This window comes from Aestuariispira insulae, assembly GCF_003385955.1.
Taxonomy (GTDB): Bacteria; Pseudomonadota; Alphaproteobacteria; order UBA8366; family Aestuariispiraceae; genus Aestuariispira; species Aestuariispira insulae.
This window is the reverse complement of record NZ_QRDW01000001.1, coordinates 344,985-370,240: the sequence shown is the minus strand read 5'-3', so window position 1 is coordinate 370,240 and position 25,256 is coordinate 344,985. Positions and strand designations below refer to the sequence as shown.

At 54.6% G+C, this 25,256-nt stretch carries 24 protein-coding genes; 11 read left to right on the top strand and 13 right to left on the bottom strand.

Going from position 1 to position 25,256, the window contains the following annotated elements; all coding sequences use genetic code 11:
• Positions 1–144 precede the first annotated feature (144 nt).
• The 3 genes from fliI to DFP90_RS01865 all read left to right on the top strand — a co-directional run bounded on the left by fliI (position 145) and on the right by DFP90_RS01865 (position 2,834).
• A complete protein-coding gene (gene fliI, locus DFP90_RS01875; RefSeq protein ID WP_115934712.1) occupies positions 145–1,476 on the top strand; it encodes a flagellar protein export ATPase FliI in 1,332 nt (443 codons plus the stop codon).
• Entirely contained in the window at positions 1,473–1,889 is a 417-nt protein-coding gene (locus DFP90_RS01870) for a flagellar FliJ family protein (RefSeq protein ID WP_115934711.1), read from the top strand. Before fliI ends, DFP90_RS01870 begins: the two co-directional genes overlap by 4 nt.
• A gap of 399 nt (positions 1,890–2,288) precedes the next feature.
• A complete protein-coding gene (locus DFP90_RS01865) occupies positions 2,289–2,834 on the top strand; it encodes a hemerythrin domain-containing protein (protein ID WP_115934710.1) in 546 nt (181 codons plus the stop codon).
• Positions 2,835–2,905: 71 nt separating this feature from the next.
• Here the strand turns inward: DFP90_RS01865 and DFP90_RS01860 are convergent, their stop codons facing one another.
• From DFP90_RS01860 to DFP90_RS01850, 3 genes are all read right to left on the bottom strand, one after another.
• Positions 2,906–4,831, bottom strand: a complete 1,926-nt coding sequence (locus DFP90_RS01860; protein WP_115934709.1) for a PAS domain-containing sensor histidine kinase — start codon at positions 4,829–4,831, stop codon at positions 2,906–2,908.
• A 69-nt stretch (positions 4,832–4,900) separates the two neighbouring features.
• Positions 4,901–6,757, bottom strand: coding sequence for a PAS domain-containing sensor histidine kinase (locus DFP90_RS01855; protein WP_115934708.1), 1,857 nt, complete (start codon positions 6,755–6,757; stop codon positions 4,901–4,903).
• A gap of 330 nt (positions 6,758–7,087) precedes the next feature.
• Complete coding sequence (locus DFP90_RS01850; RefSeq protein WP_115934707.1) at positions 7,088–7,429, bottom strand: GcrA family cell cycle regulator; 342 nt, start codon at positions 7,427–7,429, stop codon at positions 7,088–7,090.
• A gap of 606 nt (positions 7,430–8,035) precedes the next feature.
• Between DFP90_RS01850 and DFP90_RS01845 the strand changes: the two genes are divergently transcribed.
• Together DFP90_RS01845 and gap are read left to right on the top strand one after the other, a co-directional pair.
• A complete protein-coding gene (locus DFP90_RS01845; RefSeq protein WP_115934706.1) occupies positions 8,036–8,644 on the top strand; it encodes a LuxR C-terminal-related transcriptional regulator in 609 nt (202 codons plus the stop codon).
• 174 nt (positions 8,645–8,818) lie between these two features.
• Entirely contained in the window at positions 8,819–9,856 is a 1,038-nt protein-coding gene (gene gap / locus DFP90_RS01840) for a type I glyceraldehyde-3-phosphate dehydrogenase (RefSeq protein ID WP_115934705.1), read from the top strand.
• A 47-nt stretch (positions 9,857–9,903) separates the two neighbouring features.
• Here gap and DFP90_RS01835 read toward each other — a convergent pair whose 3' ends face one another.
• Complete coding sequence (locus DFP90_RS01835) at positions 9,904–10,248, bottom strand: DUF2794 domain-containing protein (RefSeq protein WP_115934704.1); 345 nt, start codon at positions 10,246–10,248, stop codon at positions 9,904–9,906.
• Positions 10,249–10,307: 59 nt separating this feature from the next.
• Complete coding sequence (locus DFP90_RS01830; protein ID WP_147300906.1) at positions 10,308–10,664, bottom strand: hypothetical protein; 357 nt, start codon at positions 10,662–10,664, stop codon at positions 10,308–10,310.
• A gap of 194 nt (positions 10,665–10,858) precedes the next feature.
• Between DFP90_RS01830 and DFP90_RS01825 the strand changes: the two genes are divergently transcribed.
• From DFP90_RS01825 to DFP90_RS01805, 5 genes are all read left to right on the top strand, one after another.
• Positions 10,859–11,413 carry a thioredoxin family protein gene (locus tag DFP90_RS01825; protein WP_115934702.1) on the top strand — a complete coding sequence of 185 codons (555 nt, stop codon included), beginning with the start codon at positions 10,859–10,861 and terminating at the stop codon, positions 11,411–11,413.
• Positions 11,414–11,498: 85 nt separating this feature from the next.
• Positions 11,499–12,143, top strand: coding sequence for a tetratricopeptide repeat protein (locus DFP90_RS01820; protein WP_115934701.1), 645 nt, complete (start codon positions 11,499–11,501; stop codon positions 12,141–12,143).
• 3 nt (positions 12,144–12,146) lie between these two features.
• Positions 12,147–13,481, top strand: coding sequence for an outer membrane protein assembly factor BamB family protein (locus DFP90_RS01815; RefSeq protein WP_245956939.1), 1,335 nt, complete (start codon positions 12,147–12,149; stop codon positions 13,479–13,481).
• A 12-nt stretch (positions 13,482–13,493) separates the two neighbouring features.
• Positions 13,494–14,921 (top strand): ribosome biogenesis GTPase Der, encoded by a 1,428-nt coding sequence (gene der / locus DFP90_RS01810; protein ID WP_115934699.1) that lies wholly within the window; start codon positions 13,494–13,496, stop codon positions 14,919–14,921.
• A gap of 21 nt (positions 14,922–14,942) precedes the next feature.
• On the top strand, positions 14,943–15,356 hold the full coding sequence (locus DFP90_RS01805; RefSeq protein ID WP_115934698.1) for a hypothetical protein: 414 nt from the start codon (positions 14,943–14,945) through the stop codon (positions 15,354–15,356).
• Positions 15,357–15,383: 27 nt separating this feature from the next.
• On the opposite strand, the gene DFP90_RS01800 is transcribed toward DFP90_RS01805, so the two are convergent.
• From DFP90_RS01800 to DFP90_RS01765, 8 genes are read right to left on the bottom strand one after another with little or no spacing between them, the layout of a single operon-like run.
• Positions 15,384–16,094: an SDR family NAD(P)-dependent oxidoreductase gene (locus DFP90_RS01800; RefSeq protein ID WP_115934697.1), complete on the bottom strand. Its 711-nt coding sequence runs from the start codon at positions 16,092–16,094 to the stop codon at positions 15,384–15,386.
• Positions 16,095–16,097: 3 nt separating this feature from the next.
• Positions 16,098–17,549: an amidophosphoribosyltransferase gene (gene purF, locus DFP90_RS01795; protein WP_115935484.1), complete on the bottom strand. Its 1,452-nt coding sequence runs from the start codon at positions 17,547–17,549 to the stop codon at positions 16,098–16,100.
• Positions 17,550–17,563: 14 nt separating this feature from the next.
• A complete protein-coding gene (locus tag DFP90_RS01790; RefSeq protein ID WP_181905137.1) occupies positions 17,564–18,241 on the bottom strand; it encodes a CvpA family protein in 678 nt (225 codons plus the stop codon).
• A 3-nt stretch (positions 18,242–18,244) separates the two neighbouring features.
• The gene (gene radA, locus DFP90_RS01785) at positions 18,245–19,669 is read right to left on the bottom strand and encodes a DNA repair protein RadA (protein WP_115934695.1); all 1,425 of its coding nucleotides are present in this window, start codon (positions 19,667–19,669) and stop codon (positions 18,245–18,247) included.
• Positions 19,670–19,682: 13 nt separating this feature from the next.
• Entirely contained in the window at positions 19,683–20,483 is an 801-nt protein-coding gene (locus DFP90_RS01780) for an ABC transporter ATP-binding protein (RefSeq protein ID WP_115934694.1), read from the bottom strand.
• Positions 20,480–21,253, bottom strand: coding sequence for an MlaE family ABC transporter permease (locus DFP90_RS01775; protein WP_115934693.1), 774 nt, complete (start codon positions 21,251–21,253; stop codon positions 20,480–20,482). Before DFP90_RS01775 ends, DFP90_RS01780 begins: the two co-directional genes overlap by 4 nt.
• A 4-nt stretch (positions 21,254–21,257) precedes the next feature.
• Positions 21,258–22,349: an alanine racemase gene (alr, locus tag DFP90_RS01770; RefSeq protein WP_115934692.1), complete on the bottom strand. Its 1,092-nt coding sequence runs from the start codon at positions 22,347–22,349 to the stop codon at positions 21,258–21,260.
• Between the two features lies 1 nt (position 22,350).
• On the bottom strand, positions 22,351–23,880 hold the full coding sequence (locus DFP90_RS01765) for a replicative DNA helicase (protein ID WP_115934691.1): 1,530 nt from the start codon (positions 23,878–23,880) through the stop codon (positions 22,351–22,353).
• Between the two features lie 160 nt (positions 23,881–24,040).
• Here DFP90_RS01765 and DFP90_RS01760 point away from each other — a divergent pair, with 160 nt between their 5' ends.
• Positions 24,041–25,204: a hypothetical protein gene (locus DFP90_RS01760; RefSeq protein WP_115934690.1), complete on the top strand. Its 1,164-nt coding sequence runs from the start codon at positions 24,041–24,043 to the stop codon at positions 25,202–25,204.
• Positions 25,205–25,256 lie beyond the last annotated feature (52 nt).

Here is a 25,256-nt window from a genome sequence, read left to right as displayed (position 1 = left end):
TCTGTTAATAAAGGTTAAAAGAAAAATGCTTTATTATCATCACAAGTCTGTCACCTATGGATGTTTCGGCGATTTTTGCGCAATCAATTCGTGAATTTTGCATGGGGATTTGAATGCGGATCAACCACGTGATAATGGATGACTATGGTATCTATTCTTGATCAGCTCAGCGCGGATATTAAGCGTGTTCCCCACCAATATACCTATGGCAAGGTTTCGGCCATTCAGGGCATGCTGGTGCAGATCAGCGGCATTCAAGGTCATCTTTCCATCGGAGATCGTTGTTTCATCCGGGCGCGTGAATCCCGCTTTGTTCCTTGCGAAGTGGTCGGGTTCCGCGAAGGTGCCGCCCTGGCCATGCCATATGGGACGCTGGATGGTGTTGGTCTTGGCGCACGGGTGGAAGTGACCGAAAGCGAAGCGGTGATCCGGCCGGATCCCAGTTGGTTGGGGCGTGTGATCAATGCCTTTGGTGAGCCGATTGATAATGCTGGGCCCTTGCGCCAGGGTGATCTTGCCTACCCGGTGCGCAGTTCCCCGCCGCCGGCCCATGCCCGAAACCGTGTTGGCGAAAAGATTGATCTTGGAATCCGGGCTCTTAATACGTTCCTGACCTGTTGCCGAGGACAGAGAATGGGGATTTTCGCGGGATCCGGTGTCGGCAAATCTATTTTGATGTCCATGCTGGCCCGTTATTCCAGCGCACCTGTCATTGTGATTGGTCTGATCGGCGAGCGTGGCCGCGAGGTTCAGGAATTCATCCAGGACGATCTAGGAGAAGAGGGGTTGGCCCGCAGTGTGGTTGTGGTGTCGACATCGGATGAATCCTCTTTGGTGCGGCGTGAAGCGGCTTATATGACTATGGCGGTGGCGGAATATTTCCGGGATCGCGGGAACGATGTCTTGTGCCTGATGGATTCGGTGACCCGCTTTGCCATGGCGCAGCGTGAGATTGGTTTGAGCGCGGGTGAGCCGCCAGCGACCAAAGGGTATACCCCAACCGTCTTTTCCGAACTGCCGAGACTGCTGGAGCGGGCAGGGCCTGGAACGGCTGAGGGCAGCATTACCGGGTTGTTCACCGTTCTTGTGGAAGGTGACGATCATAACGAACCGATTTCTGATGCGGTGCGCGGGATTTTGGACGGGCATATTGTGCTGGACCGGACGATTGCGCAGCGAAATCGATATCCGGCGGTCAATATTTTACGCAGTGTTTCCAGAAGCATGCCGGACTGCAACAGCGAAACCCAAAATGAAATCGTTAATCGCGCCCGGCAATTGCTGTCGGCCTATGAGGATATGGCCGAGCTAATTCGTTTGGGGGCCTATCGCCGCGGTTCAGATCCGTTGGTGGATGAAGCAATCCATTTCTTCCCGATGATTGACGGTTTTGTTGGGCAAGGCGTGAATGAGAGATCCGAGTTGGAGCAGGGGTATCAGGAATTGTCTGACATCCTCGGGATGAGCTATCCGTGAGCAAAACCCTCGACACCCTTGTGCGTCTCAATCAGTTCGATGTCGACGAACGGCGGCGCGAACTAAAGGTGATCCAGGAAGAAGAAGACCGGTTGATAGCTGAAATTGCTTCTCTCGATCTTAGGATCGAAGAGGAAAAAAATACAGCTCGTCAGCAACCGGAATATGCTGTTGCCTATGTTCGGTTTCTAAACTGGGCCAGGGCAGAGAAAGTCAGGATCCATGGCAAGATCGGTGCCCTGCAGCCACTGTTGGAACATGCCCGCGATAAACTAGCAGAAGCCTTTGCCGAACTGAAGAAGGCAGAAATCACGCGGGATAACCGGCGAGAGCAGGAAATGCAGGATCAAAAAAACAAGGAACAGCAGGAGCTGGATGAATTGGGGATGGAGCGCCACAGGCGCTCGCAATGATCCGTTTTATTGAAAAAAAGCCCCCTGGCAAAAGCCAGGGGGTTAGTTGGATCAGGATCGAAGCCACAAAACAACTCAGAAAACTGCGATGTGGCATCAGGACAAAGACGGTGGGAGGGCACAGCAGCCAAAGAGGGGACTCATAAGGTGCGTTCGCCTCCAACCAGGGATATTAATAATCGTTCTCAATTGCGGGTGCAAGTGAAAATCATTCTTAATTGAGAAAAAAAACGTTTTTCTTCAATTTCCTAGATGCCGAACTTCTACGGTACTCGACAAAAAGTAAGGGGGAAGGCCGGACGAGAACAGGTCTGGGGTATTGAGATAGATCATGGCGCTTCGTTTTAGACCGGCATAAATTTGCCAAATTGCTCCAATAGAAATGGGGAAAAGCCGGTCATGACGAATATGAACATTGTGAAACCTTCATCTCATGCCGTAAGGCAAAATCTAATAGAACCGTTGGATCTGTTCAGGGAGGATCACGCGCGGCATATGAAAATCTGTGATGCGCTGGTTGAAAGGGTTGAGGATTTTGCGTCCGGTAATGAGCCTGCGATGCTTCTGTCGGCCATGTCTTTTTTCCGCGATGAATTACCGCGCCATATCCGGGATGAGGAAGACAGTCTTTTTCCTCTGCTGGAACGCCATGAAGACTATGCTCCGCAGATCCGCAAGGTCATCAAGCAGCTTCGCAAGGAACATGAGTTTGATGATGACCTTGTTTCCTTCATCCTGTCGGATCTGGAAGTATTGGCACGGGGGCATTCTCTACCGAACCCGACAAGGCTGGTGATCAATATACGGGCCTTCAGCGAAGGGCTGCGTCGCCATTCGAATTGGGAAGAGGCCGTTGTCCTGCCACTGGCAGATCAATATCTTTCCCGGGAAGAAAAGCTGGAGCTTCAGAGTAATATGGCCGCGAGACGGATAGCCCCCAACTGAGTTCCGGGAGCGGGTTCACTATTTCTTGTTTCACATTGGATTTGTGCTGACCGTCGGTCCTGGGCTGGCGGTCAGATGTTATATTGCGCCTCTTCCTCATCGGATCGGACAGGGGCTGTGATGGGAATCTTGATCTGGAACTGACTGCCTTCGTTTTCGTGGCTGGTCACGGAGATACTGCCGCCAAGAAGATTGGTGACGATATTATATGTGACGTTGAGGCCAAGCCCGGTACCACCGGTTCCCATTTTGGTGGTGAAGAAGGGATCAAAGATCCGTTTGATATGGTTTGTGGGGATGCCACAGCCATCGTCGCGGATTTCGATCATCACATGTTTGTCGCCTTCCATACGGCTCTGGACCAAGATATTGCCGCGATCCTTGCTTTCGAATGCGTGCAGCAGCGCGTTGTTCACAATATTGGTCAAAACCTGTCCCAAGGGGCCGGGATAGCTGTCCATGGCGATGTTTTCGTCCAGATCCAGCTCCAAGCTGTGAGGCGTTTTCTTGATTGCGGGCTGAAGGGTGGCGGTGACTTCAGACAGGACCTGGCGCAGGTTGAAACGGCGTCTTTTCGATGTGGTCTGATCAACCGCGACCTGTTTAAAACTATGGACCAGTTCTGCTGCGGTTGTCAGGCTGTTATTCAAAATTTCCGAGGCTTCCGCCATCATATTGAGATATTGCGTCAGATCTGATTTTCGGACCTTCCCTGTTTCCAAGAGGGTTTTGAAATCGCTCGTTTTCTCACTGATCGATGAGGCAACGGTGATCGAGCTTCCCACCGGCGTATTGATTTCATGTGAGATACCGGCCACGAGGCTGCCCAAACTTGCCATTTTTTCACTTTGGATCAGGTTATCCTGAGCAACCTTCAGTTCGGCAAGGGCGCTTTCTGCGGATTCTTTTGCCCTCTGCAATTCAACCTCGGAATCTTTTCGCTCGGTAATGTCCTGCATAACCGAAACCAGGCTGTTGATCCGGCCGTCCTGGCCGCGCAAGGCACTTGTGGAGAAAATCACAAACCGTTCCTTACCGAGCCGATCCTTAACCATAGTTTCAAGGCTGTATACCGGTGTCCGCTCGGTGTTGGAGGAAAATGCCTGGTCTATATCCTCCGGCAGAGAGGCCCAGGGGTTGGTTTGCATCAGGTCACTGATCGGCAGGCCGATATCATGTTCATCCTGAATGCCAAACAAGGCTGTAAAGCTCTCGTTGCAACCGCGCAGGGTGAAATCGGGGTTCAGGAACGCGACAGGGTTGGGCACCGTGTTTAATAGGGTGCGGGTCAAAGTCAGCTGTTTGCGCAGAGCCATCTCACTGGCTTCCTGCCGCGCGAGCGAAGCGTTATAAGCTTCTACGAACCGGCCCAGTTCATCCGTGCTGCTCCATTTTACGGCTTCGCGTTTACCGGTCTCCTCATAGGCTAGCAGGGAATGCTGGATTTCATCCAGGGGCGCTGTCACCGAACGGCGGAAACCGTAGAAAGCAAAGATAATCAGGACGCCAATTACGATCACCGTCAGAATGATCTGCGGCGCGATCAATTTCAGAATATTGACCGGTTGTCCTTTGAATTCCCGGACCAGGTAGAGGGATCCGATATTCTCGCGCACCCGTCCCTGGGTGAACACGATCGAGGCAGAGGCGCTGATCGTCTGCAACTCGCTTTCATTGCCACACTCGCCGCGTTCGGCCGGGCCTTCCAATCCAATCACTTCCGCCAATTGGATGCACAATGTTTCCGGTTCATTGACGAGAGAGTCCAAAATTTCCGAGGTGGTTTCCTCTTCCAGGTTCCAGATGGGACGGGACAGGATATCCGCATAGCGCTGGGCCATGGCGACAGTGATTTGACGTTCTGTTTCGTGGATCGTACGGGCCTGGAACCAACTCAACGCGACCAGATAAATTGCCGCGCTGAAAATCATAGGCGGCAGGGCCAGCAAGAGAAACTTGCCGGTCAGAGTCTGAGTTTGAAATCGCCCTTTGGTCATGCGCTATCCCGTTAACGCGCTGGTGTGGAAAGTCTAATCATTTATTCTTTCCCAAAGATTAACACTATCCTATTGATCCGTAATTGTTCTGTTGGCTGGGAAGGAGAGGATTACCTTGGTTCCCTGGTGAATGGCGCTTTCGATGCGAACGCTGCCGTGATGTTGTTCCATGAAATTCCGCACAAGGGCCAGACCCAGACCGCTTCCTTCATGGCTACGCGACAGGATGTCATCGACCTGCACGAAGGGGTCGAGCACTTTTTCCAAATCGCCTTCACTGATGCCAATGCCGGTATCGGTGACATTCAGGCTGATGGTCCCGTCCTTTACCTCGGTTTCGATGGAGATCTCTCCGCCCGCCGGCGTGAATTTGATGGCATTTGACAATAGGTTGAGCAGGATTTGCTTGATCCTCAATTTGTCACCCATCAAATGTGGGCAATCGTCAGCCACATGGTTCGAGATCTTTAGATTTCCGGCTTGGGCTTTTGCTGCGACCATGCGCAAACAGTCATCCACCAATTTTGTGAGATCGATCGTTTCTTCGGACAGCTCCATTGCACCGGCCTCAATCTTAGAAAGATCCAGGATGTCGTTGATGACCTCTAACAGATGGACACCGGACTGATGTATATAGTCGATATATTCTTCATAACGGGGGTTGGAGACCGTGCCAAACAACTGTTCCTGCATAAGATTGGAATAGCCGATGATTGAATTGAGCGGGGTACGCAGCTCATGACTCATATTGGCCAGGAAAGTACTTTTGGCGCGGTTGGCAAATTCGGCTTCTTCCTTAGCGCTGCGCAATGCGCGCTCCAGGTTTTTTCTGGCGGAAATATCCAGGCTGATACAGCCGACATAGCTTGGCATGCCCTGAACGATATTGATCGGGAACATCACCATTAAAATGGTTTTGTTTTGATTATTGCCGATAGAATATTCCAGTTCGCTGTCGATCGTGCGGTTCTCATTTAAAACCGCCAGTTCCATCTGACGGCATTTGTCCGGTTCGGGCAGTCCGCTGATCAATTGGCTTTCATGGCCGATCACGTCTGAGGCTGATTTGGAATACAGTTCCTCAAAAGCTTGGTTGACCATGACAAAGCGTCCCTCTGAATCTTTCAGGGACATGGCGGCTGGGGATTTGCTGAACAAGGTCCGGAATTTCTCTTCGCTCTCCCGCAGTCGGTTCTCAATTTCCCCCCGCTGTTCAATGGCCTTGCCGAAACGGTTCAGCATCCTGTTGATGTCATTGATCAGTTTGCCAAATTCATTGGATCGATGGCCGTATGGGGTCGGGATCTGGGATTTGCCCGGGTTGGCGGGATCAATCGCTGATAGGCTGTCGGCAGTTTGAAGCAAGGCCCGTGTCAGGGAAAAGTAGAACAGGACCAATAACAATACGGAAATCACAACCGTCCAGATAATGGTCGTTAAAACGACCAGCAACAAGCGGTCCAGAAAACTCTCCGCAACAACATTGGGGTCGATGGAAACCTGTAATTCACCGATCACCTGGCCATTATCCGGATTGAGAAGTTCAACCTGATAATGCTTGCGCTGTGGCACCAGGATGTTGGCGAGCCACTGCAATTCGCTTTGAGGATGGGACCGGTCGATGCTGGCCAGTTTTTCGATGATTTCATTGTCGATGCGGGCAAAAATAGCACCGCTGGTGACCGGTCGATATTCCAGCAGGCCGTTCAAGACCTGTTGTGCCAACTGATTGTTGAGGCCATAGGCGGCTTGTGCTGCGGATGCTTTTACAGTGCCAAGAACCTGATTGACCGTGTTGTTGATTTCCTCCTGCTCATTGCGCAGATCCCAGGCGATTTGCAAGGAACTGAGCAGAATGCCCAGGATGAATGCGGTCACAAGGACCCAGCGTGCTTGCTGAAAGGCAATTTTTTCACGGAATCGCATCAGCCGATTGTCTCCCTTGGGGGAGCTGGGAAACAAGGTGTTTCCCAATGGGCGGTATTTGTAATAGTCACGCGCAAATTTCGGCCCTGCAATACCAAAACCGGTCAGAATGGTCGGACCGGTAACCGTTCAGCTGTTATCGGGAAAGAGTTTAAACTAGGGTTAAGGGAAATTACCAACCTAAATTATTGTTGTTACGTAAATAAAATGCCAATCGCAAGGATTGGCTTCTTCGACTTTTGAGGGCGGAGGAAAAGGGTATGAACAAAATCAGGCAGCTCCTCACAGAGCTGCCTGATGGTTTTTCAACAACAAAAACGGCCTATGATATCAGGCGGCGTTTTCACTGCTGCCACTGGACCGACGGTAGGCGACTTCGCAATGGGTCGAACAATAGGGCCGACCAGCCTCTGCCGCTTCGCCGCAGAAATGGAAATCATCTGATCCGGGATGGCCGATTGGCCATTGGCAGCTTCGCTCTTTCACAGCCGGAGCCGCCGGCTTTTGTGTTTTCTTAATCGGGGACGGGCGGGATGAAAGCCCCATCCGGTGCGCTTTGCCGATGACGGCGTTGCGGGTTACTCCCCCCAGACGTTCGGCGATCTGACGCGCGGAATATCCATTTTGCCACAGAGCCTTCAAGGTTGCGACGCGCTCTTCAGTCCACTCCATGATACGACCTCATAACCTATTGGTTTCATCTTCTGTGGTACCGTCGCCGGCACCGCTTGACCAGAGGTGATGCGTATAAGGAAATCGCCCTTATTCATGTTTGGACGCACTCCCTGGCTCTTGTATCTACATATATGTGTACTACATACATGTGGTATAGAGCCCCTCTGAAGAACACAATATACGGCGTGATTTCGAGTCTCAAGGACTTTCGGAAGAAATATTTTATCCCCAGGCTGAGCCGTTGGATTCTGGGCGACTCGGGGTTTTTGGCAATTTCCGCAATAGGGCTGTGAAATACCCGCATGACGACGTTTCACGGCAATCATGCCGCCGAGTCGCAACAGTATTTCCAACAGGTTGGTGTTGTGGATAATTCATCAAAACTTCATTTGCAGTCTTTTGTCTCGATTTTGCAATGTTTTAGCGTTTGACGGAATAGCTCATCCAACTTGTGGTTTTCGCCACGGGAGGAAGATCACAAGACGCCCGAGTATGATGTTGGGATGCGCGAAAGAAATTGCGGAATCCTCCTTGATCTGTCTATCTTCTCGGGGACAGGTGAGAACCCAATAAAAACTTCATTTTAGATCCGGAACTGTTTGAATGACTGCCGATATTGTCGTGACCGATAAAAACCCGCTTGTGCTCGCCGGCTTGAAAAGCCTGCTGGAAGCTGAGGAGGGGTTGCGCGTTGTTGGCACGGCGGCAGACGGTCTGGAATTCCTGGATGTGATCGCTAATGTGAAATGCGATGTTGGTGTGATTGGCTGGGAAATGCCCGGCTGTGATGGGCGGGCCGTTCTTGATGCGGTTGCAGAGCGCCCAGATGCTCCCAGGATCGTCATTTATACCGGCGTGCCGGGGACAAGGGTGGTCCGTGAGGCCATGCTCTATGGCGCGGCGGGCTTTTGCCACAAGGGGGATTCCAATGAAGCCCTCCTGGATGTTGTTGGTTCGGTGGCGGAAGGGCGCATGAGTTTTCCTTTCACGGATCTGCGGCGTCTGGCGGATGATCCGTGGGAAACCCTGACGCGGCGTGAAATCGAACTGCTGGATGCGTTGAAAACCGGCCGCTCCAACAAGCAGATCGCAGTTGATATAGGTATTACCGAGAACACCGTGAAGTTTCATCTTAAAAACTTATTCCTGAAACTGGGGGTCAAAAACCGCGCGCAGGCGGTGGCAACGGCCCTGTCGCGTGGCGACAGCTAGGTCTGCATCCGGCCTTACGGCTCACCTCCAGAATAAAACCTACCCGAAAGGGCTGTTTTTTTACCCCTGCAAAGAGACGGCCTGCCACCCGGTCAGGTGTCAGATTATTAAGGTTTCTCGCCTATAATCCTGGAAGATAATAAAACAGGATTTGTCCTTTAAGGAGGCGGAAATATGACTACTCGGGTTGCTATCAACGGTTTTGGCCGCATTGGCCGGTTGGTATTGCGGGCTGCTTTGGAAAGCGGTCGCAAGGATATTGAAGTGGTCGCGATCAATGACCTCGCGCCGGTTGCGACCAACGCGCATCTGTTCTCCTTCGACAGCGTGCATGGCCGGTTTCCGCATGAGGTTACCTCTGGCGAGGATTGGATGGATGCCGGTTCGGGGCGGATCAAGGCGCTGAGTGAACCCGACGTGACAAAGCTGCCGTGGAAAGAGTTGGATATCGATGTGGTGCTGGAATGTACCGGTCGGTTTGTTGATCGTGATTCCGCCTCCGCCCATATCGCATCCGGTGCCAAACGGGTGCTTGTTTCCGCCCCCTGCAAGGATGCAGACAAAACCGTTGTTTTCGGCATCAACCATGAAGAGTTGACCGCCGAGGATATGGTCATTTCCAATGCTTCCTGCACCACCAACTGCCTGGCGCCGGTTGCCAAGGTCCTCAACGAGGCGATTGGCATCGAAGTCGGCTATATGACCACGGTTCACGCCTATACCGGTGACCAGAATGTGGTCGACAGTGTTCATAAAGACCTGCGTCGTGCCCGTGCGGCCGCCCAGTCCATCATCCCGACCTCGACGGGTGCTGCCCGTGCGGTTGGTTTGGTCCTGCCGGAGCTGGCGGGCAAACTGGATGGCACCGCGCTTCGTGTGCCGACACCGAATGTCTCTGTGATCGACCTGACCTTTACCGCCAAGACGGAAACCGATGCAGAAACCGTGAATGCGGCGATTGTAGCAGCGGCCAATAGCCCCGCTTTGAAAGGTGTTCTGGCGGTGAATCAGGCACCACTTGTCTCCATCGATTATAATCACAACCCGGCAAGCTCCGTCTTTGATCTGACGGAAACGCAGGTTGTCGGCGGCAAGCTGGTACGCGTGATGAGCTGGTATGACAATGAATGGGGTTTCTCCAACCGCATGCTGGATACCGCCAATGCGATTGGCAAAGTGCTAAGCAGCGAAAAAGAGCTGGTTGGCGCGTAAAAAACCGAGTGGATTGAGCTGCCTTGATGCAGGCCCGTTCCCGAAGGTCAGGGCAGCTTGATCAGCTTCATCGGTTTCGAAAGATATTTTAAGAGATCTCCCAGGTGGCGGCTGCGCTTTATAGTGCGGCCGTTGCTGGTTAAGAAAAACTCTTCATGCTTGCCATTGCGGCGTTTTCCGATGGTGAGAAGCGGACGGTCAAAACTATGGCGGAAGACGGAAAACCCGGCGACAGGTCCCTGGTGGTCAATGGCATAATCTTTCCACTCTCCATCCGCCACATGTCTGGAATATAGATCCAGAATTGATCGCAGCTCCTCTTTGGAAAAGAAAACGGCCCGGTGTTTCGAGCCTTTTTGGCGATAATTCGACAGATCAACCAGATTATTCATCGGCGGCGGTCATTCCTCCAGGCAGTGCCGGTGCTGGTGGCGATGTTATCTGCTATGACTCATTGCACCGGCAGGACGCCATCCCCGTAAGGATTGGGCTTTCTGTAGCAGCTTACATTGCCCAGCGATTTGTAGCAATAGATCGGCTGTTCAATGACCTGCCCATAGTCCTGGCTCCGGCAGAGGGGGCCGCCGTCATCAAGACGACGGATATAGCTGCAATCCTTGCCGGTTATGGCTTCAGCCACATAATCGGTCGGGAGCTTGTCTTCCATGATGAAGCCTGTTGTGGCCGTGGCCGCGAGGCCGAAGGGCTGATCAACGCCGCAAGCGCTGATCGAAACCGCAACCAATGTTATGGCGGCAATTTTTACCGTGCTGTAGGAAACAGGGAGCTGGCGCTTAGAATTCTTCATACGCTTTCTCTTTATGGTCTTGCCGAATGCCGGACTGTTGAACCGGTCATCGGCGTCAAAGTTATCACAGGTGAGCATGCAAGCAGCGGGCCAAAAGCGTCATGGACATAGAAAATATGAAGATGCCCAAATGATATTGCGGGCAAATCGTGAAATCCCTACATTTTGGGAAAAGAGCTAACAGGGGAAGATGGATGGCGGAAAATACACCGATTTGTGATTTTGGATGGCAGGCGCCGTCATTTGAACTCCCGGATGCTTTAGGGCAATTGCACCGGCTGGATGATTATCGGGGTAGGGCGGGAACTTTGATCATTTTCATGTGCAATCATTGTCCTTATGTGCGGGGCATCATCGACCGATTGGCTGAAACGGCATACCTTCTGGAAGAAGCCGGGATTGCCACAGTGGCAATAAATGCCAATGACTGGACGCGCTATCCGGAAGATGCTCCTGAAAAGATGATTGAATTTGTAAAGGCCCATAAGATCCATTTTCCCTATCTGGTGGATGAGAGCCAGGCCGTGGCCAGAGCATATGGTGCTGTTTGTACACCCGATTTTTTCGGCTTTAATCAAGCGCTTGAGTTGCAGTATCGGGGGCGCCTTGATGAATCGCGTACCCAGGCCATGGATGGGGTGCGCCCGGAACTGCTCGAGGCCATGAGGCAAATTGCCATGACCGGCCAGGGGCCAAAGCAACAGGTTGCGAGCATGGGATGCAGCATTAAATGGCGTGAGAACACTTGACGGAACCGTTCAGTCAGGCTTTGTAACGCATTCATCTTTTTTTAGTGGATGGCGAGCTTTCGCAGTAAATTCAAGGAAACCGACCGTGGCCGACATTTTTGACGAAATTGAAGAAGATCTTAAGCGCGACCGGATGGGGGATGCGTGGAAAAAATACGGCAATTATGTCTATGTTGCGATTGCGCTGATCATCGCTGTTACCGCCGGTTACAAATATTGGGACTATCATAACAAAACCAGAATGGTCGAACAGGCAAACCAACTGGATCAGGCGTTGGTAACAGCCCGCAGTGGCGAGGTTGATACGGCTCTGGCGGCATTGGAACAGGTTTCAAGCGAATCGGATGCCGGTTACCGGCTGCTGGCGGAGTTGCGCCAGGCGTCGCTTTTGCTGGACGAAAACCAGACGGCCAAGGCTGTTGCAATTTACGAGCGGATTGCCTCTGACGACAAAATCGATCCGATTTATCGTGGGCTTGGTACCGTGCTTGCGGTGATGCATGCTGACGAAACCAGTGACACGGCCGTGTTAATGGAAAAGCTGGCGCCGCAGTTGGAAGCCGGAGCGACTTGGCGTTATACGGCGCTTGAACTTGCGGCAGGGCTGGCTCTGCGGGCAGGTGACAAAGATCAGGCGATTGGTCATATCAAGACGATTGTGGATGCTGCGGAAGCACCTGAAGGTGTCCGGGCGCGTGCCACCGAGTTGCTTCGGGCATTGGAGGGGTAATTTATGCGAATGTCGATCCGGACCCTGTCCAGAAATGCCCTGACGTTAAGCCTCGCCGGCGGAATTCTGGCTGGGTGCAGCTGGTTTGGTGAAGATGAAGCTCCGCCGTTGCCGGGGGATCGTGTTTCCATCATTCTGCTTGAGAGTGATCTCGAGCCGGATCCGAGGCTTGCAGACTTGGAGGTCAGGCTGCCCAAGCCTTATGTGAATAAGGACTGGCCACAATATGGCGGATATTCCGATCATGCGATGCACCATCTCCAGGCCGGTGATGCGCTGACGGAAGCTTGGTCCGTCAGCATCGGTGATGGCGGTGATGATGAAAACCGGTTGCTGAATGCGCCTGTTATTTCCAATGGACGTATTTTTACCGTCGATATTGACTATGAAGTCAGGGCGCATGATGTGGAAACCGGCCGCTTGCTCTGGAGCCGGGAAATCGAAATACCCGATGAGGATGATGATGCCTTTGGCGGTGGGCTTGCCGTTGACGGAGATCGTTTGTTCCTGAGTACCGGATATGCCCGTGTGATTGCGATGTCCACGGAAAATGGCCAAGAAATCTGGCGCAAGATTGCCAGCGGACCGATCCGCTCGGCACCGGCGGTCAGTAAGGATATTGTCCTTGTCACAGCCGTGGACAACCAGAGCACGGCCTACAGCGCCAGCACTGGCGAGAAATTGTGGACCCATACGGGCTTTGCGGAATCTGCCGGTCTGATTGGTGGCAGCAGCCCCGCGATCCACAATTCCATGGCCTATATTCCCTATTCCTCCGGAGAACTGTTTGCTCTGCGACTGACCAATGGACGCGTGGCCTGGAGCGGGTCTCTGGCGAGCCTGCGCCGTGTGGATACCCTTTCCAGCCTGGCTGATATCCGTGGCGGACCGGTGGTTGATCGTGGGGTCGTCTTTGCCATCTCCCATGCCGGGCGCATGGCGGCATTTGACCAGAAAAGCGGTGCCCGTGTGTGGGATCGCAGGATTGGCGGCATTAACACCCCATGGGTGGCCGGTAATTTCGTATTTGTGCTTGCATCCGATGGGCATTTGGCGGCATTAACCCGCCGTGGCGGACGCGTACGTTGGCTGTCGAGCCTGCCGATCTGGGAAGACCCTGAGGACCGTGAGGATCCCATTAACTGGGTCGGGCCGGTTTTGGTGGGGGACCGACTGCTGCTGGGCAATTCCATTGGTGAATTATGGACATTCTCGCCCTATGATGGCTCTGCGCTGGGCCGGGAGGATGTCGGGGACGCGATCCGTGTGCCGCCTGTCGTTGCTGATGGCAAAATCTTTATTCAAACCGATGGCGGTCGATTGATCGCCTTCAAATAGACTGTACTTATTATGGGATTCACACTCGCCGTCATTGGTCGGCCCAATGTTGGGAAATCAACCCTTTTCAACCGTCTTGTCGGCAAACGGCTGGCCATCGTCGATGACCAGCCTGGGGTGACTCGTGACCGGCGGGAGGGCGACGCCAGGCTTTCCGATCTCCGGTTCCGTGTGATCGATACTGCCGGTCTGGAAGAGGCGTTTGATGAAAGCATGGAAGGTCGCATGCGCCGTCAGACGGAAATGGCGCTGGAGGAAGCGGATGTTGCGGTCTTGCTGATTGATGCCAGGGCCGGGGTTATGCCACTTGATGCACATTTTGCGAAATTCCTGCGCAAACATTCGACACCCGTCATCCTGGTCGCGAATAAATGCGAAGGGGCTGCCGGTCAACCGGGCCTGATGGAGGCTTATTCTCTCGGTCTGGGCGACCCGATCCCGCTTTCTGCAGAGCATGGTGAAGGCATGCTGGACCTGTATCAAGCATTGTTGCCTTACGAGGAAAAGGCGGAGGCGGACCAACAGGCCGCCGCCTTTGAAGACCGGAAATCTGATGACAAGCAAACCGGTGACGAGATTGAGCTGGAAGAAGGCGAAGAGGCTGTCCTGGAAGATGATGATCCCGAAAAGCCGATCCAGCTTGCCATTGTCGGACGTCCGAATGTAGGAAAATCAACCCTGGTGAACCGGCTTGTCGGTGAAGACCGTTTGCTGACCGGGCCGGAAGCCGGCCTGACACGTGATTCCATCGCACTCGAGTGGGAATGGCGCGGCCGTCAGATCAAACTGGTGGATACGGCCGGACTGCGCCGGCGTGGCCGAATTACGGACAAAGTCGAGAAGCTTTCCTCTGCGGATACCCGGCGGGCGATCCGGTTTGCACAGGTCGTGGCTCTGGTGCTTGATGCGAATGATATGCTGGAAAAGCAGGACCTGACCATCGCACGACAGGTGATCGACGAAGGCCGTGCCCTGGTGATTGTCGCCAACAAGTGGGACATCATCAATGATAAGGGCGAGGCGCTGCAAAAGCTGAGCGATCGGATTCAGACATCCCTGCCGCAAGTGAAGGGCATTCCTGTGGTGACCATTTCCGCGCTCAAGGGGCGTAACCTGAGCCGCATGCTGGAAGCGGTGTTGACCGTGTATGGAACCTGGAACCGCCGGATACCGACATCGCGTCTGAATGAATGGCTGGCGGAATTGACGGAAGCTCACCCGCCGCCGTTGGCCCATGGTCGGCGCATCAAACTGCGGTATATGACTCAGGCAAAGACCCGGCCACCGACCTTCGCTGTTTTTGCCTCTGTGCCCGAGGATCTGCCGGATTCATACACGCGCTATATGGTCAACCGATTGCGCGAGGATTTTGATATGCCCGGCATTCCTTTGCGCGTGATGATGCGTAAGCGCAAGAATCCGTTTGCGCCAAAGTCATAAAATAAGATCAAGGGGTTTAGAATGACACGTATATTGTGTGGCAAAGCGGGCGCCTTGCTTGGAGCGGTCCTGTTCCTTGGCGGTTGTCAGGCGCTTGATCTTGGTGGAGAGCCTGGTCCCTATGATGGTCGCTGGGTCGGTCGTTTCACGCTTTCAATCGGCGAGAAGAGATGTTTGCGCCGGATCAATATGTCCGCAGAGGTGGTGAATGGACGCATGAGTGGCAGCGTCGAAGAGGGAAAGAGCATCATTCGATATTCAGGTCGCGTTGATGATGACGGCAATCTCGTTCGCGGTCAGTTCATCCAGCGTGAATATGGCAATGAAGGCGTCATGGAAGGCACATTCACCCAAATCAATGGCAGCGGTACATGGCAGAATAAGCGCTGTCAGGGCAAATGGACGTTGCGCCGCGTCAGTACAGGGCAAAGTTAATAAAAAGCCTCCTTGCGGAGGCTTTTTTTATAACCGGACAATGGTGCCGTTTTCGTTGAAATTGCTTGAAGCCATCTCGATGAATCTGTCGGTGATATCCCAAGGCCGATTCAACTTCTTCTGATCCTCTCCGGGATAGGCCTTTGCACGCATGGCTGTGGCCACGGGCCCGGGATGGATAATATTGGCCCGGATATTGGTGATATTACCGATTTCCGCCGCATAGCCTTGCACAAGTGCTTCCAGTGCCGCTTTACTGGCGGCATACAGTGACCAGAAAGGGCGCTGTTCCTGGGCAATCTCGCTGGAAACAAATATCGCACGACCGGCATCACTCTGGCGCAGCAGGGGATCCAGGCTGCGGATCAGACGGAAATTGGCATGTGTATTGACGCTGAACGTCTCTTCCCAAAGCTTCGGCGGCAGATGGCCGACGGGTGATAATTCACCCAGGATCCCGGCATTGCCGACCAGAATATCGAGACGGCCGAACCGCTCATAGAGTGAGGCGCCGAGCGCATCAATCTTGTCACCATCGCGCAGGTCCAGCGGCACCAGGGTGCATTTGCCACCCTTTTCCGTGATGATGTCATCCAATTCTTCCAGGCCACCAACAGTGCGGGCCAGGGCGACCACATGGGCACCTTCTTCCGCCATGCGCCGTGCCACGGCAAAACCAATTCCGCGGCTGGCCCCGGTGACTAGGGCAATCCGGCCTTCCAGTTTTTTCTCAGCCATATGTCAGCGCACCTGCTCACGCAGAAGGGTCAGCTTGGCGCTGTCGCCGGAATTGGCATCGACATTTTCAATTGGATAGTCACCGGTGAAGCAGGCGTCGCAATATTGCGGATGCTCTTTATCACGGTTGGCTTCGCCCATTGCACGATACAGGCCGTCGATGGAGACAAAACCAAGGCTGTCCGCGCCAATCAGCTTGCACATTTCCTTGATATTATGTTGTGCGGCCAGCAGGCTCTGCCGTTCCGGTGTGTCGACACCGTAATAGCAGGAATGGGCGGTCGGCGGGCTGGTGATGCGCATATGCACCTCGGTCGCGCCCGCTTCACGGACCATTTCCACAATCTTGCGCGATGTGGTGCCGCGCACGATGGAATCGTCGACCAGGATAACCCGCTTGCCCTCGATATAATGCCGGTTGGCATTATGTTTCAGCTTAACGCCCAGATGGCGGATTTCGTCGGTCGGTTCAATGAAGGTCCGGCCAACGTAATGGTTCCGGATAATGCCATATTCAAAGGGAATGCCGGATTCCTGGGCATAGCCGACGGCACTTGGCACGCCGCTGTCCGGGATCGGCACGACCACATCGGCTTCGACCGGGTTTTCACGGGCCAGCTCTTCGCCGATCCGCTTGCGTGCTTCATAAACGGATTTGTTTTCCAGGACGCTGTCGGGCCGCGCGAAATAAACATATTCGAAGATGCAGAAACGTTTTTCCTGGCGGTTGAACGGGAACTGGCTGTTGATGCCATTCTCGTCAATTGTGATCATCTCGCCGGGTTCCACGTCGCGGACTTTCTCCGCGCCGATGATGTCCAGGGCAACCGATTCAGAAGCAAAGATATAGGCGTCCCCCAGTTTGCCCAGCACCAGCGGGCGCACACCGCGCGGGTCGCGCACGCCGATCAGTTTGCGCTTGGTCAGCAGGACCAGGGAATAGGCCCCTTCCACCAGGCGGAGCGCGGTGATCAGGCGCTCGGTAACCGGCCCGCGCGAGGTCGCCAGCAGATGGACGATCACTTCGGTATCGGTGGTGGACTGGAAGATTGATCCGCGATGAACCAGTTCCTTGCGCAGCTGCAGCGCGTTGGTCAGGTTGCCGTTATGGGCAAGGGCCAGGCCGCCAAACTCGAAATCCGCATAAATGGGTTGGACATTGCGCAGGCCGCTTTCTCCGGTGGTGGAATAGCGGTTATGGCCGATGGCGGCGATCCCCTCCAATGTCTCCATCACCTGGGGCTTGCCGAAGACATCGCCCACATGGCCCATGGCCCGGTGCACCTTGAATTCGTCGCCATCGGTGGACACGATCCCGGTGGCTTCCTGCCCGCGGTGCTGCTGGGCATGGAGACCCAGCACCGTATGGGCGGCAGCATCCTTTGTGCCGCGGATGCCGAAAATCGCGCATTCCTCGTGAAGTTTATCGTCGTCGAAGGGATTGGTGGTCAGCATCATGGGTACGGGCCTTACTGATTGTCCTCGATCAGGTTTTCCAAGTCCGAGCGCTCATCCTGATCATATGCCGGTGTTTCGCTTTGATCGCCATCACCGGAAGGTCTTAACTTGTTAAGTTGCTCAAGTTGGCGCTGTGTCTCTGCGGCATCATCAATAAACTGCCGAGAGTCTCGTCCAAAGTCTTCCGCCCCGGATGTATAACTTTTGGAGAATAAACTCAAGAATTTCTCGGTGCTTACTTTTACGTATTTAAAGCTTCCCGCGCTGGTGACGGCATCCGGAAAATCATCATCAGACTCCAGAAACAGGCTCGTCAAGAAATACACCCCGCAGACAAGAAGAAAAACCCTAGCGATTCCAAAGACAAATCCCAGGGATCGATCCAACGAGCCAACAGCACTTTCCTTGACCCGCGTTGAAAAGGAATGACTGGCAATGCTCAACAGCACAAGAGTGGTCAGGAAAATTAGTACGCCGCAAATAATTAGGCTGCTAATTTCGTTTTCGATAAACTGGCGGGCGTAGGGCTGAGCAAGCGGTAGGCCGAAGAAAGTTGCAGCTCCTGCTCCTACCCAGGCACCGATTGCCAGGACTTCCCGAACGAAACCCCGTGTTGCGGCCAATACCGCGGATAGTAAAGCTAGGATCAGGATGAACAAATCAACATAGTTGAGGGACAAATTTTCCAACAGTTACTCTCCCGCCAGGCTTTGCAGCCGCTGTCCGGTGCCTTTGGCCGCATTTTCGCCAAATAATGTATCCAGGCCCAATAGATCCGGCATTTCGATCAGGCGGATCCCGCTTTTCTTTAATTTTGTCTTGGATCGGCGTCTGGGCATCATGGCCTGGGCAAAGCCCAGTTTTTCCGCCTCTTTCAACCGGGCGTCCATCTGGCTGACCGAGCGCACCTCGCCAGAGAGGCCGATCTCGCCAAAGATCACCATGTCGCTGGGGACCGGGGTCTGGGTCAGGGAAGAGACCAAGGCCGCGGCGATCGCAAGATCGGCTGCCGGTTCATTGATCCGCAGGCCGCCCGCGACATTGAGATAAACATCATTGCCGGAAAGCGTGAAGCCCGCCCGGGCTTCCAGGACCGCCAAAACCATGGCGAGCCGGTTGCTGTCCCAGCCGATCACAGCGCGCCTTGGCGTCGCCAGAGGGGAGGGGGCGACCAGGGCCTGGATTTCCACCAGGACCGGCCTGGTGCCTTCCATGCCGGCAAAGACCGCGGCACCGGCAACACCGTCCTGGCGGTCGGCCAGGAACAGTTCAGACGGGTTGGGAACCTCCATCAGGCCCTGTTCGGTCATATCAAAGACGCCGATTTCATCGGTCGCGCCGAACCGGTTTTTCACCCCGCGCAAAATCCGGAACTGATGGCCGCGCTCGCCTTCGAAATATAGGACGGTATCAACCATATGCTCGAGAATGCGGGGGCCGGCGATATTCCCCTCTTTGGTGACATGGCCGACAATCAGGACGGTCACGCCCTGTTTTTTGGCCACCCGGATCAGTTCCTGGGCACAGGCGCGGACCTGTCCGACCGTGCCGGGGGCAGATTCCAGCGCATCTATGAACATGGTCTGGATTGAATCAACCACCACCACACGCGGTTTATTCTCAGATTCCATCGTGGCGATGATATTGCGCAGGTTGGTCGCCGATGCCAGTTGAACCGGACTGTCGGCGACGCCCAGGCGGGCGGCGCGCATGCGCACCTGATCAATGGCTTCCTCGCCGGAAACATAGGCGCAGGGGACTTTTCTGGCGACGGCCGCAGTCACCTGCAAAAGCAGGGTGGATTTACCGATGCCGGGATCGCCGCCGATCAGGATGGCGGAACCATCGACCAGTCCGCCACCGGTGACCCGGTCAAACTCGGTGATGCCAGTAACCAGGCGCGGCGCCTGGGCGCTCTCGCCCTGAAGGCTGACAAATTCAAGGGCGCGGCCGCGGTTCGATTTCTGGGTTGAAGCCTTGCCGCCAATGGGGGCTTCGGCCTCGACAATCTCTTCGGAAATGGAGTTCCATTCGCCACAGGCGTCACAGCGCCCGGCCCAGCGGGTGTAGACCGACCCGCAGGACTGACAGACATATCGGGTCTTAGCCTTTGCCACGGATGAAATGACCTCAGTTCTTTAAAATTGGCAGATCGATCGGACCTTCCGCCAGACCATTGACGAATTGGTGGACATAGGGATTGCCGGAGGAATCCAGCTTCTCAATCCGGTCGGTCCAGATATTCTTGCCCTTATACAGCATGGTCACCCGATCGGCGATGCGCCGGGCGCTTGCCATGTCATGGGTGATGGTGAGAGCCGTCGCGCCCACCTCGCGCACACATTTAACAATCAGTTTGTCAATAATATGGCCCATGATCGGATCCAGGCCGGTGGTGGGCTCGTCGAAGAAAATAATATCCGGGTCGCCGGCGATGGCGCGGGCCAGGCCCACACGCTTGCGCATCCCGCCGGAGAGTTGTGCCGGGTTGCGTTCGCCGATCTCGGCGCTCAACCCGACCTGACCCAGTTTTTCCATGGCAATGTCACGGGCTTTGCTCCGCGCCATGCCTTCGCCCTGGACCAGGGTGAAAGCGACATTTTCCCACACGGAAATGGAATCAAATAAGGCGGCATTCTGGAACAGCATGCCGATCTTGGCATTCACCGCATCCCGGTCTTGTTTTGAAAGGCCCAGGATCGGCTGGCCGTCGATATCAATCTCGCCACTGTCGGGGTTGAGGAGTCCCAGGATACATTTAAGCGAGACAGATTTTCCCGTCCCGGACCCGCCGATAATGACGACGGATTCTCCGGGCATGACATCAAGGTCAAAACCGTCGAGCACTACTTTGGAACCGAACGCCTTTTTCACGTTGCGCATGGCGATTTTGGGCGAAGCCTGAACTGGGGCTGTGGCGGTCCTGGTCATTGTGCGAAAAACAGCTCGGTGATCATATAGTTTGCGATCAGGATCAGGATCGACGCCGAAACAACCGCGTTGGTGGTTGCGGTGCCAACACCTTGTGCGCCGCCGCGGCTGTTATAACCGTGATAACAGCCCATCAAAGCCACCAGTAGTCCAAAGACCGCCGCTTTCACCAGACCGGAGAACACATCCTGGAACTCCAGGAAGTTCCAGGTGTTCTGGATATAGGTGATCTGGTTGAAACCCAGTTTGTAGACACTGACCAGATAGCCGCCGAACACCCCGATCACATCCCCGATCAGGACCAGCAGGGGCATCATGGTGGTGCCGGCGATCAGGCGTGGCGCCACCAGATATTTAAACGGGTTGGTGGAAAGCGTCTCCAGCGCGTCAATCTGCTCGGTCACACGCATGGTGCCAATCTCGGCGGCCATGGCGGCCCCGATGCGTCCTGCAATCATCAAGCCGGCAAGGACAGGGCCTAATTCACGGGTCAAGGAGAGGACAACAACGTTGGGAATTGCGCCTTCCGCGGAAAAACGGGCAAAGCCGGTATAGCTTTGCAGCGCCAGCACCATTCCGGCAAACAGGGTGGTCAAACCCACAACAGGCAGGGAATAGTAGCCAATATCGATCATCTGTCGACCGATCAGGCGCGGGTAGAAAGGCGGGCGGAAACAATGGGAGAGGCCATTGAGCGCAAACAGGGTCAGGCGGCCCGCGGCTTCAAGGAAGTTCAGGAAGGCGGCGCCCAGCGGCCGGAGCGGGTTCATTCAGTCATTCTCCCTCATAGACGCGCGGATAACGCGCGCCCAGACTGGTCAAGATCTCATAGGGGATGGTGTCGGCCTGAACCGCCAGATCATTAATATCCTGGCCTGGACCTATCAGGTCCAGCATGTCGCCTGCCACAACCCCCGGCACATCGGTGACATCCACCGTGGTCAAATCCATGGAAACGCGACCAACCACCGGCAATGCCTGTCCTTGATACATCACGACAGCCTGATCGCTCAATCGCCTTGGATAGCCATCGGCATATCCGGCACCGATCGTCGCGATTTTTTGTTTGCCTGGCGCGGTGTATAGCGCACCATAGCCAACGGTTTCGGGGGCGTCAATCTCGCGGATTTGCAGGATTTTCCCTTTTAATTTAACGACTTGCCGCATGGGGTTGGTCATCTTCAAATTAGGATTGCCGCCATAGAGCGCCAAACCGGTCCGGACCATCCCGAAATGCCACTCCGGCCCCAAAAAAACACCGCTGGAAGCGGCCAGGGCATGGGTCATGGCCGGAAAGGCGCGAATCACACGGGCAAATTCATCACGCTGCGCGATATTCATCGGGTGGTCGGCCTGTTCGGCACAGGCAAGATGGCTAAATAGATAGCGGCAATCGATCCCGTTGAGACGATCCGTCTTCTCGGCAAGTTCCCGATATTCTGCCGGAGCAAATCCCAGGCGCGACATGCCGGTGTCAAAATGCAGGGCGGCGGGCAGGGTACGGTCATATGCGCGGCAAAAATCCGCCCAGCGCTGCAACTGGCCCGGATCATTCAACGTCGGCAACAGGTTGTTTTCGAGATAAACTTGTTCTTCACCAGACATTAAGCCGTTCAGGGCTATGACTTCGGCATCGGCCAGGACGGATCGCACCTGCAGGGCTTCATCCAACTGGGCTGTGAGGAAGGTTTTACAGCCTTCATCCCACAATGTTCGCACCACCGCTTCGATGCCAAGGCCATAGGCATTGTATTTGACCACGGCCGAAACCCGTGCGTTCCCGGTTTCCCGATCAATCAGGCGGTAATTTTCACGAAGCGCATTGAGGTCGATTGAAAGTTGGCAGGGGGCATGGCTAAGATTCATATCAGAATTCGTCGTCGTTATGATGTCGGTCAAGGTCTCCGAAGCGAGCGTAGTCGTTGTCGAAGAACAGCTCAACCGTACCGACAGGGCCATGACGTTGTTTGGCGATAATATATTCGGCCACATTGCGGGATTCGGCCAATCGGGACTCATGCTGGGCCAGCCGTTCCAGGAATTTGTCCTGCGGTTCCGACGGCCTTTGTTCCGGATGTTCCTTTTGCAGGTAATATTCCGGGCGGTAAACGAAACTCACCACGTCCGCATCCTGCTCAATGGAACCCGATTCACGAAGGTCGGAAAGCTGTGGGCGTTTGTCTTCGCGGTTTTCCACCTGACGGGACAGCTGGGAAAGGGCGATCACGGGGATTTCCAGCTCTTTTGCGAGCGTCTTCAGGCCCCTGGTAATCTCGGAAACCTCCTGCACGCGGTTGTCGATCTTCTTGTCCGGCGGCCCCTGCAGCAGCTGCAGGTAATCGACGATCACCATATGCAGGCCCATCTGGCGTTTCACGCGCCGGGCCCTCTGGCGCATCCCGGTAATGGAAAGGGCCGGGGTGTCATCGATAAACAAGGGGGCCTTGGCCAGGACATTGGCGGCCTTGGCGATTTTGGTGAAATCTTCCTGGTCGATATCGCCGCGGCGGATCTTGTCACCCGACACACCGGCTTCACCGGAAAGAATACGGCCGGCCAGCTGGTCGGCGGACATCTCCAGGCTGAAGAACAGAACCTTGCCGCCTTCCTCGCGGATGTTGCCCTGTTCATCCTCCCACTGGCGATAGGCCTTGGCGGCGTTATAGGCCATGGTGGTCACCAACGCCGTTTTACCCATCGCGGGGCGCCCCGCCAGGATGATCAAATCCGAACCATGGAGGCCGCCCAGCATATTGTCGATATCACGGAAGCCCGAGGTGACGCCGACCACATGTGAATCGCGCTTATAGGCTTCTTCCGCATGTTCCAATGCCTTGAAAGCCGCGTCTTTCAGCGAGGTGACCCCGCGGTCCAGCTCGCCGCTGGTGGCCAGGTTGTAGAGCCGGTGTTCGACTTTTTCGATCTGGCGAGCGGCATCTTCATCAAGCGTCAGGTCATAGGCGTCATTGACCACATCCTCGCCAAGCCCGATCAATTCGCGTTTCAAATAGAGATCCGCAATGGTCTGGGCATAGTCGGCCGCATTGATGACGGTGACCACGTTGGCGGCCAGCTCGTAAAGATATTCCGAACCGCCTACTTCCCGTAAAATAGGTTCCGCATCGGCAATATGGGCAAGCGTGGTGGGCCTGGCTTCCTGACCTGCATCCACCAGATTCTTGATCATCAGATAGATGCATTGATGTTCCGGTGCGAAGAAATAATCCGCCTTAAGGATATCACCGACTTTTTCAAAAGCCCGGTTGTTGCGCAAAAGCGCACCCAGAAGCGCGGCTTCGATTTCCTCGTTGCGCGGTGGCTGGCGGACCAGCTTGCCGTCGGCGGTGGCTTCGTTAAGTGGGGTGACGTTTCCGTGGGAAGCGACGTTGTCAGCCATCTGTTTTGTTATCCAAAGACCCATTGCTACTGGTTTGAAAATAGCATTTCACTGGGCTAGGGTCACTGGGGAAGGTTATGTATAGGCTGGGGATAACGTGCTTTCCCTGTGGATAAGATGAGAGGTTACCGGTTTGGAGATAGAAGAGCGGATTGGAAAGTTGCAGGCTGCGATCCATGCCGAACCGGAAAACAAGGACAATTGGATCATGTTGGGCCTCTATGCTGTGATGGCTGGCCTGCATGGGCAGTGCCGACCACTGTTTGAAAAGCGGGAGGAGCTGTTCGGGGACGGGGCCGCGCTCTATTTTTCGACCCTGGTATCCAATATCGTAGCCGACAGTCCGCATTTGCTGGCCCAGGTGGCGGCTATTCCGGTACCGGACATCAGGGATATGTTTGATGCGGTCACCGTCTTTGGTGTTGGTGCCGCCCGGACCTGTCTTGGTCCTGTAGAACAGGGGCGTGCCATCCTGCGCCGGTTAAATGACATGCCGGACAAAATCCGCTGTCAGCTGGATCGCCTGCCGCAGGTTCAGCGTTCCGGCAGGATTATTGAGATGTTTTTCAGCCCCTCGGAAATAGAGGCCATGAGGGCGGAGGCCGCGCCCGCCTGGGATCCCGATATTTCATCCGTTAGTGGGAAGCGGCCGGTATTGTCGGGTCCGCTTCACATTTTTACGCTTGCCGACCAAAGCTATTTTGAACGGTTTGGCGAGGGGTTTATCCAGGCAGTGGGAGGTATTGCACCGGTCCATATCCATGTGATGGATGGTGATGAAACGAAGATAGAGGCGGTTCTGGCCCGCTTTGGGGAGCGGGTCACGGCTACCGTTGAGCCATTTGAGGGCGAAAATCTTGCGCCCTATTGTGCGAGCAGCCGGTTTTTACACGTGCAGCGCCTCTTAAAAGCGGGAACGGCTGATATTCTATGCATGGATATCGATGTGGCGGAGGTGAATGATTTTGATCGCTATCTTCATCGCGCGCGAACTGACAAGATCAGCCTGTTCCAGGACAGCACAACTGTGCCCTGGCTGCGTCAGTGGGCCACCAGCATCTATTTTGGTCAATCAAAGGAGGCTGAGCTTTATCTGGAGGTCCTGTGCCATTTGATCCGTCATCACTTGTCGGATATGGCGTGGTTTTTTGACCAGACCGCATTGCTGAGCATGTGGCATTGGGCGCGCGAACAGATCGGTGAAGATGTGGTCAGTCTGATGAATGAGCCTGACGGGTACCGTTTGCATGACTTCATCACGCCATCAGGCGCTTTGGCGGAAAAGATCGCGTTGCGCCGCGGGACGGGTCTGGAAGGGGTGTAAAAGAAAAACGGCGCAACTGATGTTGCGCCGTTTTCCCAAGATGCGGTTCGAA